The following is a 19,304-nucleotide window of genomic DNA, read 5'->3' as shown; positions in this document are numbered from 1 at the left end:
TTAAAGAATGAAATTTGAAGAAACATATTTGAACGATAATATTCTCGACGCGCTCTATGACATGCGCTTCGATGAAATGACGCCTATTCAGGAACGGTGCATCCCGGAAATCCTCGATGGATACGATGTATTGGGAGTTGCTCAGACGGGTACTGGTAAGACGGCGGCATATCTTCTACCAATTTTGTCACAACTTGACGATGGAGAATACCCCAAGGATGCCATCAATTGTATTATAATGTCACCGACCCGTGAGCTTGCCCAACAGATCGACCAGGCCATGCAGGGCTTCGGTTACTATCTTGACGGAGTGAGTAGTGTAGCTGTCTATGGCGGTAACGATGGCGGACGCTATGAACAGGAACTTAAAGGAATGCGTCTAGGTGCTGATATGCTCATCGCCACCCCAGGGCGATTACTTAGTCATCTAAAGGTGGGAAATCTCGATCTGTCACGATGCTCATTCTTTGTGCTCGACGAAGCTGACCGTATGCTCGACATGGGCTTCATCGATGATATCATGAAGATTGTGAAGGAGTTGCCGGATTCTTGCCAGCGTATCATGTTCTCTGCAACAATGCCGCCTAAGATCCGTGAACTCGCTGTCACCCTGCTTCATGATCCTGTAGAGGTAAAGATTGCCGTTTCAAAGCCTGCAGAGAAGATTCAACAGTCAGCATATATCTGTTATGATCCCCAAAAGTTGAAGATTATCAACCATATTTTTAAGGCTGGTGACTTGAAACGTGTAATTATCTTCTCTGGTAAAAAGGAAAAAGTCAAAGAGATTGGACGGAGTCTGAAGCAGATGCATATCAACTGTGATCAAATGCACAGCGATCTGACTCAGCAGGAGCGTGATGAGGTGATGTACCGCTTCAAAGCTGGACAGACCGATGTATTGGTAGCTACCGATATTGTTGCCCGTGGTATAGATATCGATGATATCCGTATGGTCATTAACTATGATGTGCCGCATGATGCCGAGGATTACGTGCATCGTATCGGTCGTACTGCCCGTGCCGATCGCGACGGACAGGCCATTACATTTGTGAGTGACGTAGATATCTACCGTTTTCAGCAGATAGAGCATTTCTTAGGCAAGGAGGTTGAGAAGACTCCCCTGCCCGAAGGTCTCGGAGAGGGACCTGAATACGTGAAACGCGAGAAGAAGCGCTCGAACACTCGTCGACATGGTCGATGGCACAGTCGTGGGAATGGTAAGAACAGCCAAGGGAAGACAAAACAAGAAAAACCTGGGCAACGGAAAAATCACCGTCGACAGAAAAAGAATAATGGGGCGACCCCACAAGCCTGACAGTTAATACGATAGCAATATGTTTACACAGCCCATCGCAAAGATCAATCTCGGTCTTAACGTTGTTGAGAAGCGTCCTGACGGTTACCACAATCTGGAGACCGTTTTCTATCCTGTGCCAATTACTGACGGACTAGAGGTATTCCCGATGGATCCCCTTTTCCCCTCTACCGTTGAGTGTGATCTGAAAGTAACAAACATCCACATTGAGGGTGATGAGCAAAAGAATCTGGTGGTCAGGGCTTATAATATTCTGAAACAGGACTTCCCAAATCTTCCCCGTGTACATGCGCATCTCTATAAAGGTATACCGACTCAAGCAGGTATGGGAGGAGGTTCCAGTGACTGCGCGTTTATGATCACTCTGCTTAACAATCTGTTCGGACTTGGATTAACAGAAGAGCAGATGATTACCTACGCCACACGTCTGGGGGCTGACTGTCCCTTTTTTATCGTTAATCGTCCTTGTTATGCAGAGGGAATTGGAGAGAAACTACAGCCTATCAGTTTAGATCTGAGCGGATGGTACCTGGCTGTAGTCCGTCCTGCTATTCCCGTTCCTACGAAAGAAGCGTTCTCTTTGATCACCCCTACCCGTCCTGTCTGGAATTGCAAAGATATCGTCATGCAACCAATGGATACTTGGCGTGAAGTTCTTACCAATGACTTTGAGAAGAGTGTTTTTGCTCTTCATCCAGAGATAGGAGCTATCAAAGACTGTCTGTACGATATGGGAGCTGTTTATGCTGCTATGTCAGGTAGTGGTAGCAGTCTATTTGGCTTATTTCGCCAACCTGTCTGTCTTGATGTGTTTGATAAGAAGGACACGTTCAAAACCTGCATCCCTCTTTAAAACGTTGAATGGGCCCGCGATTCACATCGAGAGCCCATCACAACACAAACACAAAAAGCGACTCATAATAAGCCGCTATATTTTTATCTACTGGATACCATCTTTGCGTAGCTTCTCCTGCCATTTCCATGCACTTCTCAGCACCTCGTCAGTCGGAGTCTCCGCTTTCCAGCCCAGTACTTTATTCGCTTTATCGACATTACCCCATACCTGTTCGATGTCACCCTCACGGCGTGGAGCATACGTCCAGTTCACCTTCACACCGGTAGCTTTCTCAAAGCCCTCTACAACTTCGAGGGTGGAGAGGCCGCGACCCGTGCCGATGTTAAACACCTCAACAGCATCTGTTTCTGGTTCGTCAAGCACGCGTTCCATCGCTTTTACATGTGCTTTGGCGAGGTCAACGACATAAATATAGTCGCGAATACAGGTCTTATCTGGTGTGTTATAGTCATGACCAAAGATTTTCAGTTGCTCACGGATTCCCATGGCCGTCTGTGTCACAAACGGAATCAAATTCATAGGCACACCATTGGGTAGTTCACCGATGAGTGCTGAGGGATGAGCACCGATAGGATTGAAATATCTCAAGATGATGCTTTTGATAGGAGCACCAGAATGAATATAATCCTGAATAATCTCCTCGTTAATCTGCTTGGTGTTACCATAAGGTGACATGGCTTTCTGAATCGGTGCATCCTCTGTCACTGGCAGATTCTCCTGAGAAGGTTGCCCGTATACCGTACACGAACTGGAGAAGATAATACCTTTCACATGATATTTTGGCATCAGTTCCAACAGGTTGATCAGGGATGTCAAATTATTACGATAATAGAGCAACGGTTTTTCCACACTTTCACCAACAGCTTTAGAAGCAGCAAAATGAATGATGCCCTCTATCTTCGGATATTTCTTAAACACGTCCTCCAGCGCTTCCATGTCGCAGCAGTCTACTTTCTCGAAAGCAGGACGTATACCCGATATTTTCTCTATTCCATCGAGCACATTCTCGTTGGAATTGGAAAGATTATCGATAATCACGACCTCATACCCCGCTTCCTGCAGTTCTACTGTCGTATGACTTCCGATAAAGCCCGTCCCCCCAGTTACCAAAATTGTCTGTTTCATTATATTAAAGTTTTAGTCTGTTTTATTTACAATGATGCAAAGTTACAACATATTTCTCAGACGGGCAAACAAATGGTCCAAATATTTGCCAGAATGCACATGAGGTGCATCTTTATTCATTCCAAGCCGAAAAGTGTACGCAAGCCACCATCAACACCAGAGAATCCCATGAAAGCGAGACTCAGCAGACCGGCTAAGAGCATCACAATGGCCATGCCCTGCATCCCTTTGGGAACCTTAACAAGTTCCAATTGTTCCCGCATGCCAGCGAATACTATCAATGCCAGACCGAAACCGATAGCCGTGGAGAAGGCATAGACCACGCTCTGTAACAGAGAATAATCTTTCTGGATGACAAGGATAGCCACGCCAAGTACAGCACAGTTGGTTGTAATCAAGGGAAGGAAGATTCCAAGTGCCTGATATAGAGCCGGTGATACCTTTTTCAGTACAATCTCTACGATTTGCACAAGGGAAGCTATCACGAGGATAAAGGCTATGGTCTGGAGGTATTGCAGGCCAAAGGCCTCAAGTACATATTTATGTACAAGCCATGTGACAATAGAAGCCAGAGTTAACACAAAAGCGACTGCAACCGACATTCCTAGTGAGGTATCGATTTTCTTCGACACGCCAAGGAATGGGCATATGCCGAGGAACTGCGACAACACAATGTTGTTCACAAAAATGGCAGAGATGAAAATCAGTATATACTCCATTGATTTATACGTTTCTGAGTTTGTTGACAATCGCAATCAGGAAACCAAGAGTAATAAAGGCCCCTGGAGGTAATACGAAAAGGAGAATATGATAGGTTTCCGGCAACAAAGTCAATCCGAATATCGAACCTGCCCCCAATAACTCACGGAAAATACCAAGAAGAGTAAGGCCTATTGTGAAACCAAGTCCAATGCCGATACCGTCAAAGAGAGAGGCCATTGGTGAATTTTTGGCTGCAAAAGCCTCTGCCCGCCCGAGAATGATACAGTTGACAACGATTAATGGAATGAAAAGTCCTAGCGCAGCATCGATATCAGGCAGGAAAGCCTTAATTACCAGTTGTAGAATAGTCACAAAGGCCGCTATAACAACGATAAATACGGGAATTCGTACCTTGTCAGGTGTAATAGTCTTCATACAACTGATTACACAGTTGGTACAGATAAGCACAGCCATCGTGGCAAGTCCCATCGACAAACCGTTAATAGCAGAGGTTGTCGTAGCTAACGTGGGACACATACCGAGCATCAGGACGAATGTCGGATTCTCCTTAATAATGCCATTCTTGATGATACTGATATAGTTCATATTTATTCTACTTTTAACTTTCTATTCTTTCTTCGTAGCTCCTGTCTGTGCATCGATAGGAGTGTTCTTATATGCGTTATAAGCATTGTTGATAGCGAGCAGGAAAGCACGACTGGTAATGGTAGAGGCTGTTATGGCATCAATTTGCCCACCATCCTTCGAAACCGTCAGCGGTTCTATGGGTGTTATTCCTATAATATCACCCTTTTCTCCTTTCTGGAACCAATTGTCAGCCTTGGCGCCAAGTCCTGGGGTCTCAGCATGTTCGAGTAGCGTATAACCCAATATCTTCCCTTCGGGGTCGAAGCCGACGAGCACTTTCAGGTCTCCACCGAAGCCACCGACAGTACTCTCCACAGCAGCACCCAAGTCGTTTCCTCGGGCATCTCGGGTCTGATAGATGATATAAACACGCTCTTTACCCGTGGCATCATGCTGACAAACGGTATCGGTACGATCAACAGCAATATCGTCGCATACCATAACGGCCTTAATGCCATCAGACAATGCCTTAGCTTTCTGGGCATTGATCGGTCCTTCGGTGAGGTGGTTCACATAAGCGAGAATACCACCCATGATGACAGATATGCCTGTAAGTACGAGCACCATATTTAATAAAGATGATTCGAGTTTCTTCATATCGTTATCCTTTCTTTATTTTGCTGGCTCTTCACCGAAACGTTTGGGTTTTATATAATTATTAATGAGTGGTGTAAACGCATTCATAATCAAGATGGCAAACGACATTCCTTCAGGATAAGCTCCCCAATTACGGATGACAATGGTAAGGAAGCCTATCGCCACACCGTAATACAGTTGTCCTTTCGGCGTCATTGGCGAGGTGACATAGTCTGTTGCCATGAAGATAGCACCTAACAGCAGACCTCCAGACAAGATTACCGAGATAGGATCAGCATATGCAGGATCAGACAGATGCAGCAAACCTGCGAATATGAATACCGTTGCGATGATTGACACAGGAATGTGCCAAGTGATTATTTTCTTCCATAACATGAAGATCAAGCCTATAAGCAACGCCAGAGCACAGACCTCACCAAGTGAGCCTGCACCATAGGTGCAAGATGAAGGTAGACCAATCATCATATGCAGACTATCCGGCAACTTTTCCAACAAAGAGGCATCACCACTCTTGATAGCTTCTTTCATGATAGAAAGAGGTGTGGCGCCTGTCTCTGCATCTAAATAACGGCTCAATCGACCTGCTTGAGGCCATGATGTCATCTGAGCAGGAAAGGCTACCAACAAGGCTGCACGGCCCACGAGTGCTGGGTTGAAGATATTATTACCAAGACCTCCGAATGACATCTTAGCAACCCCGATAGCAAAAAGGGCACCGATGAGGATAATCCATATAGGGAGATTAGATGGCAAATTGAAAGCAAGAAGCAACCCTGTGAGAGCGGCAGACCCATCACATATCGTAAGTCTTTTCTGTTTCAAGACATATTTGCTAATAGCCCACTCTAAGAAGATACAAGCTGTAACACTCGTAGTCGTCACGATGACGGCTCCCAGACCAAAATATAAGAATGATACAAGGAGGGCGGGTATCAGTGCAATTATAACACCATACATGTTGCGTTCCACACTGTCTGTTCCGTGCGCATGTGGCGATAGAGAAACAATTAATCTACTCATTGAACATTGCTTTGAACATTGAACATTATTATTTTTGTGCCGCTCTAGAACGGATAATTCCCATGACAGTGCTCTTTCCCAAACGGATATGGTCGAGCAGAGGACGGTGCGCTGGACATGTGAACTGACACGAGCCACACTCAATACAACTGACGATATCCTCACGCTCACTGCGTTCCCAATTCTTGAGCTCAGATAATTTTGCAAGCAGATATGGTTCCAGTCCCATCGGACAGGCACCGACACACTTAGCGCAGCGGATACAGACCTGCGGTTCTTTCCGACGCGCATCTTCACCAGAGAGTATCGTTACAGAGTTTGTGCCCTTGCAGACAGGAACCTCAATAGATGTTAGCGCCTTTCCCATCATCGGACCACCGGCCAACAGTTTATTCTCGCCATCGGGCATACCACCACAGGTATCAATAAGATCTTTCATCGGAGTTCCCATTCTTACTAAATAATTGCCCGGGTTCCGGAGTCTCTTTCCTGTTACAGTTGTATAACGCTCTACGAGAGGCTTGTGTTTCATAACTGCCTCATAAACAGCATAGGATGTACCAACATTCTGAACAATTGCTCCAACATTGACAGGAATGGCCGGAGGCGCAGGAACCTGACGACGGATGACGGCATCTACAAGCTGTTTCTCACCACCTTGTGGATATCGCTGCTTCAGAGGAACAACTTCAACATCAAACTTCGACGATTGAACATTGAATTTTTGGTTTACCTTCTGCGTTAGTAGTTTGATGGCTGCCGGTTTGTTGGTTTCAATACCAATATACCCCTTGGTCACCTTGGCTGCTATCATCAGTAACTCAAGTCCAACGAGAATTTCATCAGCTTTCTCCATCATCAGACGGTAATCAGCTGTAATATATGGCTCACACTCCACAGCATTTATAATCACGCATTCTGCTTTGGCTGTCGGCGGCGGCATCAGTTTGATGAAAGTCGGGAAACCAGCCCCACCCATACCCGTGACACCAGCAGTCTTTATCATCTCTATAATCTTCTCTGATGTAAGCTCCGGATGATTCTCTACAGTTTCGAGCACGTCGCTACGATCAATCGATTCCTCCCACTCGTCACCTTCTACATTAATAATGATGACAGGCTTACGATAGCCTGTCGCATCAATGGCAGTGTCAATCTTATATACGGTACCACTGACAGACGAGTGAATGGGAGCAGAAACAAAACCTCCTGCCTCTGCAATCAATGTTCCAACCTTCACTTTGTCGCCTTTCTGGACCACAGGTTTGGCTGGTGCTCCAATATGTTGACTTAAAGGAAATATAGCCTGTTTTGGTAGACTAGCCACCTTTGTCACGGCATCATTCGTCAACTTGTTTTCCCCAGGATGAATACCCCCTATACTAAATGTTCTGATAGTCATACTTGATCCTCCTTTCCTGTGTTTGTCTCTGATTTAACCGGATTCTCTGTTTTGGGTTTCGTAGCGGGGAAATTAACGGTAGTGATAGCATGTGTCGGACAGACGGTCACACACTTCCTACACAGACGACACTTATTGAAGTCTATATAGCTAAGTTGGTCTTTTACCGTGATTGCACCGAAGGGACATTCCTTCTCGCACTTACCACAACCGATACAACTCACCTTACAAGCTTTCATGGATACAGCCCCCTTATCTTTGTTGACACAGGAAACAAATACCCTCCTACCCTTCGGCCCTTTCTTGCGTAACTCGATAATGCCTCTTGGACATGCCTTTACACAGGCACTACAAGAAGTACATTTCTCTTCATCGACTTCTGGAATACCGGTCTCAGGATTGATTTTGATGGCACCGAATTGACATGCCGCCACACAGTCGCCACAACCTAAACAGCCATAGCCACAAGCCGTTTCACCGGCACCACAAGCATGCATGGCGGTACAAGTACGCAGTCCACCATACTCAACGACATGCGCACGGTGCTCACAGGTTCCAAGACATCTTACAACAGCTACCATTGGTTCTGAATTGGCAATCGCCAGCCCCAACAGATCAGCCACTTTACCCATGATGTCTGTACCACCGACAGGACAAAACATGTTATCAATATTACCCTTATCGGCTCCCTTGACAAGTGCGTCGGCCATACCAGCACATCCGGGGAATCCACACCCTCCACAGTTTGCGCCTGGTAGAAGTTCGCTGACCTGCGCAATACGAGGATCCTCATAGACTGCAAATTTCTTGGAGGCGACATATAGAATAACTGCCGCTATGAGTCCTATTGCCCCAAGTACCATCACTGCAATTAAGATGATGTTTATCATGAATATGCTATTGTTTTAGTTGATTCGAATAATCAATATGGAAGGAAATATTCTGTTTAATACAATCACGACAGAAATACAAAACCAAATAATACAGTCCCAGAGCAAATAGTGCGGCTATGGCCGACGCACCTTCGTTGCCCGTAAACCATAAAACTCCTGTGAGCACACTTACAAGAATGAGAAAAGGTATGCCGAACCCCATCAGGAGTGCACGACTCGCCATCTTGCCGGAAGTATAAACGACGACGATATCCCCAGGCTTCAGACTGTTTATGTTGCTGACATCATAGACATCGACAACCTTCTCCTTTGACTCGGCTGCATTACAATGACTTGCGACGTGACATGCTGCGCATGAGGAAGTCTGTTGAATACGCACCCTCACGCATCCATTGCTAATGGAATCCACAATGCCAGAATGACTAACCCGGGTACTCATGAGTTCACAATTTGTAAAAGCATTTTTGCTATCTCTACTTTGCAAATGCAAAGATACGAAGAAAAAAAGAATATCAAGGTATGAATTAAGTTTTTTTTGAAAAAATGACCACAATCGTTTGTGGTTACAAAAGTTTTTTATACTTTTGCATTGATTAAAGAATTTATAAGCATGAAACCCAGTGAACAGACACTTCAGCAATTAGATCGTGCTATTCGGAAGATAGCAGACAAATTTCCTCCTGCAGATGAATACTCTCAGATGACAGATATTCATATCCGCGTGACGCAGGAGACTGGTGAAGTGACGGCTTTCAATGACGATGACGAGGAGATTACACGCTTTGTCATTGAACAGTGGATTGGCAATACCGACGATGATTTCTATGATCAGATTGCTTCAATCATACGCAGGAGTATTGAAGCAAACAAGGAAAATATAGAGAAAATGTCCATTCTTAAGCCTTTCTCTTTTGTATTGGAAGATGAGGACAAGGAATCGTTGGAGGAGTTGTATCTGGTTGACGACGAGGTGGTCATGATAAATCCCGAATTGATGGCTGGCTTGGATGAAGACTTGAATGACTTCATGGAGAAGTTATTGAAAGATTAGTCCAACTCACTTTTCTGCAATACGAATTTCCGGGTTTCATCGATATAATACACTTCTTCAAGTCTGGTCTTGTTTTTTGTCTTTGAGAAATCTATCAGATGAATCTGATAGTCACTTGTGATGGAAAAATACTGTATAAACTCTTCCTTCTCTATCTCCTCGTATTCTTCCGGATCCTGATCTTCTATCGCATATAGACAGAGTTTATCAACGGGGACGTAATCATCGTCCAGAGAATAAAGCCATATAGAGTATAAATTATCATACTCGTCTGAGGCTACTACCAACAGACGTGTACCAACGCTCTCTGGCAGCGTAATCGCTTTAGGATGTTCCCCGTCAAACTCCAATAATGAAACTATCTCAGAAGGTACGTCCTTGAAGTCTGGCAAGAAGCGGACATAATCCTCGGAATAACTGAGGGGCAGTGGTTGTAGGTTAAGACTGTCGTAAAACAGTTTTAAAGGATTGTCAGACTTCGTGAGGTCTATTCCTTGCAGAGCCAGACGTTCCTTAATCTCTACAGCCTTGATACTGTCGAGTTTGTGCTGTAACACCTCTGGCGACAGTCTTTTGCTTCCACAAGACAGGATCATCAAGAGTCCTGCCACTCCTACGAACCACTTCTTCATCTCTTTTCCTCCTTTCGCATGATTATAGCTTAATCTTCCTCTTTACCGCCTTACTCTCATTCTGGAGACGGTCTAACGCTGTGACCACATATACCCACTTCTCTTTCCCCTGTTGATATGGCAGTTTCAGGAAAGTCTTATCAGTGATGGCACAGATTTTGGAAGGATCGTCCGTATTGATGAACTCGCCCTTGGCAAAACGATAGACGACATATTTCTCCGCTTTGTCTTCCCAACCCGTACCCTTCGGTGCTGTCCAGAAAAGCACATAGTCACCATCAATCCATATAGGTTTCAGTTTTTTCACCTTTCCAGGAGCTTTCCCGTCAATGAATGGCATGACAGGTTGTAAGGATGGGTATTTCCAGTATGCTGTACGCAAGGCCGTTCCATAGTTCCCGATATTATCAACAGCGGCCTTGGCATACCACAGTACTGTTCCTTTAATGTTAGGTAACTGACGATGGAGCGTCATCTTAGCTGGTAACTGATGGATATTGGGATTATTCTGATCGGCATATTTGACCGTACGCTCCACATCCTCTCCAATAATCAACGGACGGGCAGCAGCATGCTGGCTCCACCATTTGATCAATGTCTGATAATCGGCATTCTTATTACCTATCTCCCAATATAACTGTGGTACACAGTAGTCTAACCACCCGTTGTTAACCCACAAGAGGATATCTGCATAGAGATCATCATAATTCTGTATTCCATTGGTGTTGCTTCCCACTGGAGAACTTTTCTTGTTCCGGTAAATACCGAAAGGAGAGATACCCACCTTCACCCATGGCTTAGTCTCGTGGACGGTCTTATAAAACTGTTCAATAAATAGGTTCACATTATATCGACGCCAATCATCCTGGTTCTTGATACCATTTGAGTACTCCATAAACAATTCATCATCTGGAATGGTCTCACCTTTTACTGGATAGGGATAAAAGTAATCATCCATATGAATACCATCGATATCATATCGAGATACGATGTCTTTTGCCACCTCACAGATATAATCCCGATTCTCAGGGATACCCGGATTCAAGACGAATAACTCATCGTAGGCGAAACAGCTCGTCGGCTTTCTCACTGCGATATGGTTAGATGCCAACTGTTTGGTGCTCTTCGTCTTCGCCCTATAGGGATTGATCCATGCATGGAGTTCCATGCCGCGTTTATGACTCTCATCAATCATCCACTGCAGAGGATCCCAATATGGTGATGGTGCGACGCCCTGTTTTCCTGTCAGGAAACGACTCCATGGCTCAATCTTACTGGCATAGAGCGCATCACATTCCGGTCGGACCTGGAAGATAATCACGTTCACACCATCTTTCTGCAGTTCATCCAATTGGTAGGTCAGCGTCTGCTGCATCTTCTCCTTACCCATTCCTTGGAATTGTCCATTAACACATTGTATCCAAGCTCCTCTAAACTCCCGCTTCTGCGCTCCTGCTGCCACAGTCATCAGAAATGCCATGGCCAACCATATCGTTTTTCTCATATCTTGTTTTATATTATTCTACATTCAAATACTCATATATCTCTTTGGTCCAATCTGCACCGTTCTCTGGACAGAAGGTGTGAATACCCATACTTTCAGCCACCTCTACGTTCCGAGGTCCATCGTCAAGGAATAAAGACTCTTCCGGAACAATCTGCTCCACATCTAACACATATTGAAAAAAAAGTCTGTCGGGCTTCATGGCTCCCACAAGGTAACTCAAGTAGCATGCATCCATATAATACGTGACAGCATGTCCTTCCCCATCAAAATCTGGCGACATCGCCCACGACATCATGTATGGATTCGTGTTCGACAGCAGAATCAGACGATAGCCATCTGCGCGAAGACTCTTGAGCGCATCGAGGTTACGCCGTGGCACCTCCTTCGCATAGCCCAACCATGCATGGCGACAGTCTTCCCACGTCAGTTCATGTTTCACCATCCGACTCAATTCCAGACGAAATGTCTCGGCACTAATCTTACCATGTTCCAGATCTCCGAAAATACCCGCCTGTGTGTATGAATCCAACTGACGTGCAGCGTCTTTCAGACCTAGATCCCGAAACCGTTTGACAGCCTCGTCAGGATCCAAGGTCATGATAACTCCACCTAAGTCAAATATGATGTTTTTAATCATTCGAACAGATTTAGTTTGTTTTTTCTCGCCTCTTCCAATGTCAACAGTCTCTCCTGTTCCTGATGATACTCTTCTCGGAGATGTTGGTATCGCTCAGTCAATTCTTTCCCAACCTGTTGACCATCAGTCATCAGGCGCGATGCCACTAATGCATTCTGTGAGGCATCTTTCATCCATACGACAGGACCGCCATAGACTGGGGCTATCTTCAGAGCAACATGCAGTTCGCTGGTCGTGGCACCTCCTATCATGATGGGGATATTCATACCGGCACGCTGCAGTTCGGTGGCGACATTGACCATCTCTTCCAGACTTGGTGTAATCAGTCCACTGAGTCCGACCATGTCAACATGTTCTTCCTTTGCTTTCCTGACAATCTGTTCTGCAGGCACCATCACGCCCATATCAATAATATCATAGTTATTGCAGGCCATAACCACTCCGACGATATTCTTACCAATATCATGGACGTCACCTTTTACTGTTGCCAAGAGAACTCGACCTGCACTCTTTCCGCTTTCTGCTTTTTCGGCTTCAATATATGGCTGAAGGATTCCGACCGCCTGTTTCATGGTTCGGGCAGTCTTAACAACCTGTGGCAGGAACATTTTACCTTCACCAAACAACTGCCCGACGGTATTCATACCGTTCATCAGTGGGCCTTCGATGATATCGACAGCATGAGGAAAGCATTTCAAGGCTTCATGCAAGTCTTCCTCCAGATAGTCACCGATACCCTTAATCAACGCATAGGCAAGTCGTTCTTCCACAGGACGAGCAGTTCTGGATTCCTCCTGATGGCCGTTTACAGAACCATTATTATCCGTACCATCAGCCTGACGTCGTTTGTCTGCTTCTTCAGCAATCTTGGCAGCCAATTCTATCAGTCGCTCTGCCGCATCCTTCCGACGGTATAGAATAACATCCTCTATTATATCAAGCTGATCTTTAGGTATGTCTTCATACGTCACTCTCGTAGAGGGATTTACGATTCCGAAATCCATTCCTTTCTGAATAGCATGATAGAGGAAGGCTGCATGCATGGCCTCACGGATGTAGTTGTTGCCGCGAAAGGAAAAAGAGAGGTTGCTCACACCACCGCTGACATGCGCTCCAGGCAGATTCCTATGAATCCAGTCAGTCGCTTTTATAAAGTCAGCCGCATAGGCATCATGTTCTTCCATGCCCGTTGCAACCGCTAACACATTCGGGTCGAAAATTATATCCAAAGGATTCATGCCGACTTTCTCCACCAGAAGATGATAGGCCCTCTCTGCTATTTCTATTCGTCGATCATAAGTCGTCGCCTGTCCTTGTTCGTCAAAGCACATAACCACGACAGCAGCTCCATAACGCATCACGTCACGTGCGTGCTCAATAAACTTATCTTCGCCTTCCTTCAGCGATATGGAGTTCACTATCGATTTTCCTTGCACGCACTTCAGACCTGCCCGGATAACATCCCAGTCGGAAGAGTCGATCATGACAGGTACTCTGGCGATATCTGGTTCCGACGCAATCATATTGAGGAAATTAACCATCTCTGCTTTGGCGTCAAGCAGACCGTCATCCATATTGACATCTATCACAAGGGCCCCGTCAGCAACCTGTTTTCTGGCAATGCTGAGCGCCTCTTCATAACTCTTCTCCTTGATCAGGCGAAGGAATTTACGTGACCCCGCAACATTACAGCGTTCTCCGACATTCACGAATTGGACCTCTGGTGTTACGTCCAACAACTCCAGTCCTGAGAGCCACATTGTCTGCGGCTTTTCAACAGGTACATGGGGCTTCTTCCCTTTCACAAGAGGTACATACTGGGCGATAAACGTCTCGTCAGTACCACAGCAACCACCGATAATATTCACAAGACCTTCATCGACAAGCTCCCCCATCTTCGGTGCCATGGTCTCTGCTGTCTCATCGTAAAGTCCCATAGAATTGGGTAGTCCTGCATTCGGATATGCACTGATATAATACGGTGCTTTCTTGGCCAGTTCCCGTAGGAACGGCTTCATCTGCGTTGCACCAAAGGAACAGTTCAGGCCAATGGAGAAGATAGGATACGAACTGACACTGGCCAAGAAGGCTTCAAGCGTTTGGCCGCTAAGTGTACGACCGGCCAGGTCACTGACTGTAACGGAGAGCATGATAGGAAGTTTCACCTTCTTGGTCACCATAACTTGCTGAGCAACATCAATAGCCACTTTCGCGTTCAAGGTGTCGAAGATTGTTTCAATCAGCAGGGCATCCACCCCACCCTCAATAAGCGCTTCTATCTGTTCTTGGTATGCGACGAACAACTCATCGTACGTCAAATCTCTGGCAGCAGGATTACTGACATCTGGAGACATAGAACAGGTCTTGTTGGTCGGCCCGATGGAACCCGCCACAAATCGTGGCTTTTCCTTCGTTGAGAACTCGTCAGCCACTGCCCTAGCAATCCTCGCCCCTTCATACGCCATGTCACGCGCAGCCTCTTCAAGACCATAATCTGCCTGAGATATACGTTGACTGCTGAAGGTATTGGTGGCAATGATATCCGCACCTGCCAGCAGATACTGGCGATGGATATCCTCGATGATATCCGGCCGTGTCAACGACAACATGTCGTTGTTGCCTTTCATCTGTCCGACGGCATCTTTAAAACGGTCTCCACGGAAATCACTTTCCGTAAGTCCGTATGTCTGTATCTTCGTACCCATCGCCCCATCGAGGATGAGTATGCGATCCTGAATGATGTCGTTCAGTCCTTTCACGGCTTAATATCTTTTCATTACGCGGTCTATCTCCCGACGGTCTTCCTTTTCTTTGAGTGTCTGACGCTTGTCATACTCTTTCTTACCCTTACATAAGGCGATATCCATCTTGGCGCGTCCTTTCTCGTCGATGAAAACCAATAGTGGTACGATGGTGTATCCTGTCTGTTTGGTGGCGCTGGACAGACTGCGTATCTCTTTCTTCGTCAACAGGAGTTTCCTGTCACGTTTCATCTCATGATTATTATACGACCCATAAAAATAAGGGCTGATACTCATCCCTTTCACCCATAGTTCACCATTGATAACGACACAATAGGTATCTACGAGACTTGCCTTTCCTAAACGGATAGACTTGATCTCCGTTCCTGTCAGTACAATACCGGCCGTATAGGTCTCTATGAAGAAATATTCAAACGAAGCTTTCTTATTTCGGATTTGTACAGGACTTTTCTTTCTGAGCTGTTCTTGTTCTTTATTCATTGAATAGTCGCAAAATTCTCCAGATGATCGTCTACATAATGGGCGATATCCTCCGTCCATTCCTCTTCATGTTCTATGAAAAGGTCGTCGAGGTCGTCGAATTCCGGGAAACGTTCAAAGAGCGCCATGAACGCCTCTTCGTCACAGTCTTTCTCTATCTCGTCCCTGTATTTCAACCAAAGGGTATGGGCATCGTAGATAAGCTTCGACAGTCCACGGAGCTCCCAAAGACGCAAGGCCTTGGCAAAGGGGTTCTTAAAGATAAACGGACCGTAACCGTTATGGATTAGTTGTATGAAACCACCATCCATCAACTCTTCATGCAGGACCTCCCACGACAACAACGTGATCTGATCTGCATTCAACTCGCCCATATTTTCTGCTGTCAGCTCTCCACCGATAGTCTCGTGGATAGCGTCCGTAAAAACCTTCAAGAAGGCATCCATACCCTCCTGGGCAGCTTGCTGCAAGTCTGCGTCTTTAACAATTACCTCTTTCATATTCTCTTATATGAGTTCGTATATACCTGTCGGTGTCTTCCGACGAAGAACCTCCAGATTGAAATCCTTCCCGGGGATGATACCATAACTCCGGAGGATCGTCTCTACGGTCTTTCTAGCCAACTCCGGGTGGTTGTTCTCTTCACTGAGATGGCAAAGCCATACATGTCGGAGCCCTTCTGTTATATTCTCAGCCAGAGCATGACCACAGTCAGTATTCGAGAGATGACCGCTTCCACTGAGTATCCGTTTCTTAAGATACTCCGGATAGGGTCCATTCTTCAGCATCTCAATATCATGGTTGGCCTCGATGACCAAATAGTTTGCTCTAGAGATGGCCTCCTTGATATCTTCTGTGACACTGCCCATATCTGTAATAATCACAAACGTCACGCCCTCGGCCTGAATCTCATATCCCACATTCTCACTGGCATCATGCGGCACAGGAAAGGATCTTACTAAGAACTCACCTACCTGCACTGGCTTGTTGGTCTCCATAACCATCTTCATATCTTCCGCCACTTTTCGTTGTACACAATAGTTATGGTCAATACCTTGATGTACGAGGCGTGTGGCATAGACAGGTACATGATAGTCATGACTAAACGAGCCTACGGACTTAATATGATCTGCGTGATCGTGTGTCACGAAGATATGTCGTACGCTGTTCAGGCTGATGCCATATTCTCTGAATTGCTTCTTCAGTGTGCGTATCCCTACGCCGATATCTATAATAAGTCCGTCTGTGGCGGTGCTCAGGTAATAGCAATTACCACTGCTGCCGCTTCCAAACGATATAAATCTTAACATGTCTATTTGATATTTTCGTGCAAAGGTACGAATAAAATAATAATTAAGAATTAAGATTTTGAAATTAATACCGTACCTTGTTATTTTTTAACGCTTAGAATGGCAGTCCTACGGCGAAATGGAAGGCCAGATCACGACTTAGATCAGGATGGATGAGTGGATAGTGGGCCTCCTCTTCCGTCCGATATGCCGGGTTAATGGCTTTCATACCGAGATCAAAGCGTAGAATAAAATAGTCAAAATTCAGGCGTAATCCCATACCATAACTCACAGCCATATCATTAACCAGACTACGCAACGTCAACTGTCCTCCAGGCTGTTCGTCGTACCGTCTTAACGTCCATATGTTTCCCGCATCAGCGAAGATGGCACCATTGAATTTCCAGAACAGTCGGGTACGATATTCCAGGTTGATGTCCAGTTTCATATCACCCGTCTGGGTAATGAAATTGATACGTCCGTCTTTATCTTTGTAGCTTCCCGGTCCAAGACTTCTCACGCTCCATCCTCTCACGCTATTTGCGCCACCTGAGAAATAGCGTTTCTCAAAAGGAAGAACCTTACTGTTTCCATAAGGATATGCAATACCCCATCCGAGATGGAAGACAAGTTGGTCACGGAAGCCTGCAGCAAGCAGATTCTTGGTGAGGTCAATGTCAGCCTTTACATACTGGGCATAGGCAATATCAAAGACCCGGTATTGACCATATTCATTTTTGGAGCCACCGAACATGCCTGACGTGAGATTCAAGAGGTTGCCTGCGGTTTCCACATGAGTCTTAAAAGCCAGTCTACGGTTATTATAAGTATACCCAAAGCCCATCCGCATGATAAACAGATCCTCATAGTTATAACGGAGGATCACATTGGAGTTTGAGGTATTCTCCAGGTATTCATTTCTAAAGGTCTCACTGATCCACGGCATAAACACATAGTTCAGATCCACCAGATCGAAGCGATAACTGTCGTTATGGTGTTGGGGTTTCCATTGATAATGCCACCCTGCCGACAAGACTCTGCGGTGGAACTCTGGACGATCCTGAGAGTCAAAGAGCAACGTCACCTCACTCGTGGCTATAATCCGACGACGCACATCCGAACTCAGGAACGGGAAGATAAACCGGGGGAACGACAGTCTGCTCTCTGCACTGTATTCGATAAAATCCTGATTACGGTAGCCCTCCAATCCACGAATCGCCTCATAGGCGCCACGTATCTGCATACTGAATGTCTCTGAGCCACGGAACAGGTTTTTGTTCTGATAGGTCAACGAGGCCGCAGCACCGAAGTCTCCTGCCGTATTTGTTCCTTCCGGTTGGAAACTGACGGTGGACGGTTTGTTGGTCTGTATCAGAATCCTTGTATCAAGTTGTCGGGTGTCAGCAACCGGTTCGAAACTGATGTTCGTATACCTGACAGCGCCAAGTCGTCCAAAATGGTTATATGTATTCTGCAGGGCTTCAGCGGAATAGGGCTCTCCTTCTTTTAGGAAAGTGTTTTCGCGAAGAACATGACTACGCAGATGTATCACACTGTCTGCGGCATTCCCGCTCTGATAGATAATGTTTCGTATGCTGTAGCTACTATGCAGGGTGTCAGGCATGTCGGGACGCTGATACGGGTGGAGCACCATGGTCAGATTAACCCTGTGATGTTCAGCATCTCTGCTGGCCCGGTAGGTAATAAACTCCTTATGAAACCGGAAGTATCCTCTATTCTGGAGGAACGATGTAATCTGTGAACGTTCGGTATTCAGGGCCTCCGTGCTGAACTGCATGCCAGTATGAAGGGTCGGCTTTCTGTCGATGAGGAGCTTGCTGATGACAGAATCACGGATATCAACATCAAATGTCCCGATATGATGAGGGGTGTTGGGATGAAGCACATAATAGGCATCTGCTTTCTTCTTTTTCTTATGTGTGAAGAGCTCTACCTGTGCGTCAAGATATCCCTTGTTCTGCAATGCCAACTTCAGATCCTCACATGTCAGACGTGCCTGTATGCTATCATACAGTACAGGAGGCTCACCCATCGCTCGTAAGGTACGGTTCAACCATGAACTATCCCTGCCTGCCATGGAATAGACTCCCAAGGGGATCCTGAAGGTAGAGAACCAACGGGAGTTCGTCTTCTGCCTGACATAATCTTTCAACTGTGTGGTACTGATATCCTTGTACTTCCCGTCGGCCACCACCTTCACATGGTTCAGCAGATAAGCGTCTTCTGGAAGGTCACGCGTAACCGAACAGGCACTTATCAGCAATGTGCCTGTAACCAAGGAAACATTTCTCCATAATCGGAACATCTTCATCAGCACGGTCATTTTGAATTGCAAAAATACAAAAAACTCTTAATTCATGAATC

General features: G+C 45.8%; 18 protein-coding genes and 1 pseudogene. 3 read left to right on the top strand and 16 right to left on the bottom strand.

Translation table 11 applies throughout. The features are described 5' to 3' along the window. Positions 1-7: 7 nt before the first annotated feature. Together BMY63_RS01255 and ispE are read left to right on the top strand one after the other, a co-directional pair. Positions 8-1,156 (top strand): annotated as a pseudogene (locus BMY63_RS01255) (DEAD/DEAH box helicase); the annotation flags it as partial. Between the two features lie 181 nt (positions 1,157-1,337). Beyond that, positions 1,338-2,171, top strand: coding sequence for a 4-(cytidine 5'-diphospho)-2-C-methyl-D-erythritol kinase (ispE, locus tag BMY63_RS01250; RefSeq protein ID WP_091899358.1), 834 nt, complete (start codon positions 1,338-1,340; stop codon positions 2,169-2,171). Positions 2,172-2,258: 87 nt separating this feature from the next. Here ispE and galE read toward each other — a convergent pair whose 3' ends face one another. From galE to BMY63_RS01210, 8 genes are all read right to left on the bottom strand, one after another. After that, positions 2,259-3,299, bottom strand: coding sequence for a UDP-glucose 4-epimerase GalE (galE, locus tag BMY63_RS01245; RefSeq protein WP_091899357.1), 1,041 nt, complete (start codon positions 3,297-3,299; stop codon positions 2,259-2,261). A 116-nt stretch (positions 3,300-3,415) separates the two neighbouring features. Beyond that, positions 3,416-4,018: an electron transport complex subunit RsxA gene (gene rsxA / locus BMY63_RS01240; protein ID WP_091899356.1), complete on the bottom strand. Its 603-nt coding sequence runs from the start codon at positions 4,016-4,018 to the stop codon at positions 3,416-3,418. Positions 4,019-4,022: 4 nt separating this feature from the next. Next, complete coding sequence (rsxE, locus tag BMY63_RS01235) at positions 4,023-4,607, bottom strand: electron transport complex subunit RsxE (protein WP_091899355.1); 585 nt, start codon at positions 4,605-4,607, stop codon at positions 4,023-4,025. A gap of 21 nt (positions 4,608-4,628) precedes the next feature. Then, the gene (locus tag BMY63_RS01230; protein WP_091899354.1) at positions 4,629-5,246 is read right to left on the bottom strand and encodes an RnfABCDGE type electron transport complex subunit G; all 618 of its coding nucleotides are present in this window, start codon (positions 5,244-5,246) and stop codon (positions 4,629-4,631) included. 15 nt (positions 5,247-5,261) lie between these two features. After that, positions 5,262-6,266 (bottom strand): RnfABCDGE type electron transport complex subunit D, encoded by a 1,005-nt coding sequence (locus BMY63_RS01225; RefSeq protein ID WP_091899353.1) that lies wholly within the window; start codon positions 6,264-6,266, stop codon positions 5,262-5,264. Between the two features lie 28 nt (positions 6,267-6,294). Beyond that, on the bottom strand, positions 6,295-7,668 hold the full coding sequence (gene rsxC, locus BMY63_RS01220; protein WP_091914213.1) for an electron transport complex subunit RsxC: 1,374 nt from the start codon (positions 7,666-7,668) through the stop codon (positions 6,295-6,297). Further along, the gene (locus BMY63_RS01215) at positions 7,665-8,555 is read right to left on the bottom strand and encodes a Fe-S cluster domain-containing protein (RefSeq protein ID WP_091899911.1); all 891 of its coding nucleotides are present in this window, start codon (positions 8,553-8,555) and stop codon (positions 7,665-7,667) included. Before BMY63_RS01215 ends, rsxC begins: the two co-directional genes overlap by 4 nt. Positions 8,556-8,565: 10 nt before the next feature. Further along, the gene (locus BMY63_RS01210; RefSeq protein WP_091914931.1) at positions 8,566-9,000 is read right to left on the bottom strand and encodes a SoxR reducing system RseC family protein; all 435 of its coding nucleotides are present in this window, start codon (positions 8,998-9,000) and stop codon (positions 8,566-8,568) included. Positions 9,001-9,171: 171 nt separating this feature from the next. On the opposite strand from BMY63_RS01210, the gene BMY63_RS01205 reads away from it, so the two are divergent. Then, positions 9,172-9,612 (top strand): hypothetical protein, encoded by a 441-nt coding sequence (locus BMY63_RS01205; RefSeq protein ID WP_091899351.1) that lies wholly within the window; start codon positions 9,172-9,174, stop codon positions 9,610-9,612. Here the strand turns inward: BMY63_RS01205 and BMY63_RS01200 are convergent. The 8 genes from BMY63_RS01200 to tamL all read right to left on the bottom strand — a co-directional run bounded on the left by BMY63_RS01200 (position 9,609) and on the right by tamL (position 19,263). After that, positions 9,609-10,244, bottom strand: coding sequence for a hypothetical protein (locus BMY63_RS01200; protein ID WP_091899350.1), 636 nt, complete (start codon positions 10,242-10,244; stop codon positions 9,609-9,611). The genes BMY63_RS01205 and BMY63_RS01200 overlap by 4 nt on opposite strands. A gap of 22 nt (positions 10,245-10,266) precedes the next feature. Further along, positions 10,267-11,748 (bottom strand): glycoside hydrolase family 10-like protein, encoded by a 1,482-nt coding sequence (locus tag BMY63_RS01195; RefSeq protein ID WP_091914211.1) that lies wholly within the window; start codon positions 11,746-11,748, stop codon positions 10,267-10,269. A 13-nt stretch (positions 11,749-11,761) separates the two neighbouring features. Next, the gene (locus BMY63_RS01190) at positions 11,762-12,388 is read right to left on the bottom strand and encodes an HAD family hydrolase (protein ID WP_091914209.1); all 627 of its coding nucleotides are present in this window, start codon (positions 12,386-12,388) and stop codon (positions 11,762-11,764) included. Continuing rightward, positions 12,385-15,093: a methionine synthase gene (gene metH / locus BMY63_RS01185; protein WP_371113570.1), complete on the bottom strand. Its 2,709-nt coding sequence runs from the start codon at positions 15,091-15,093 to the stop codon at positions 12,385-12,387. Before metH ends, BMY63_RS01190 begins: the two co-directional genes overlap by 4 nt. 57 nt (positions 15,094-15,150) lie before the next feature. Further along, on the bottom strand, positions 15,151-15,630 hold the full coding sequence (smpB, locus tag BMY63_RS01180) for an SsrA-binding protein SmpB (RefSeq protein WP_091899346.1): 480 nt from the start codon (positions 15,628-15,630) through the stop codon (positions 15,151-15,153). Further along, a complete protein-coding gene (locus BMY63_RS01175; RefSeq protein ID WP_091899345.1) occupies positions 15,627-16,130 on the bottom strand; it encodes a DMP19 family protein in 504 nt (167 codons plus the stop codon). Before BMY63_RS01175 ends, smpB begins: the two co-directional genes overlap by 4 nt. Positions 16,131-16,136: 6 nt before the next feature. Beyond that, positions 16,137-16,940, bottom strand: a complete 804-nt coding sequence (locus BMY63_RS01170) for an MBL fold metallo-hydrolase (RefSeq protein ID WP_091914205.1) — start codon at positions 16,938-16,940, stop codon at positions 16,137-16,139. Positions 16,941-17,034: 94 nt separating this feature from the next. After that, positions 17,035-19,263: a translocation and assembly module lipoprotein TamL gene (tamL, locus tag BMY63_RS01165; protein WP_091914203.1), complete on the bottom strand. Its 2,229-nt coding sequence runs from the start codon at positions 19,261-19,263 to the stop codon at positions 17,035-17,037. Positions 19,264-19,304 lie beyond the last annotated feature (41 nt).

Origin of the sequence: Prevotella aff. ruminicola Tc2-24, from assembly GCF_900110895.1 — a bacterium.
In the GTDB taxonomy this organism is placed as follows: Bacteria; Bacteroidota; Bacteroidia; order Bacteroidales; family Bacteroidaceae; genus Prevotella.
The sequence above is the reverse complement of the archived record's forward strand: the minus strand, read 5'-3'. Positions and strand labels throughout refer to the sequence as shown.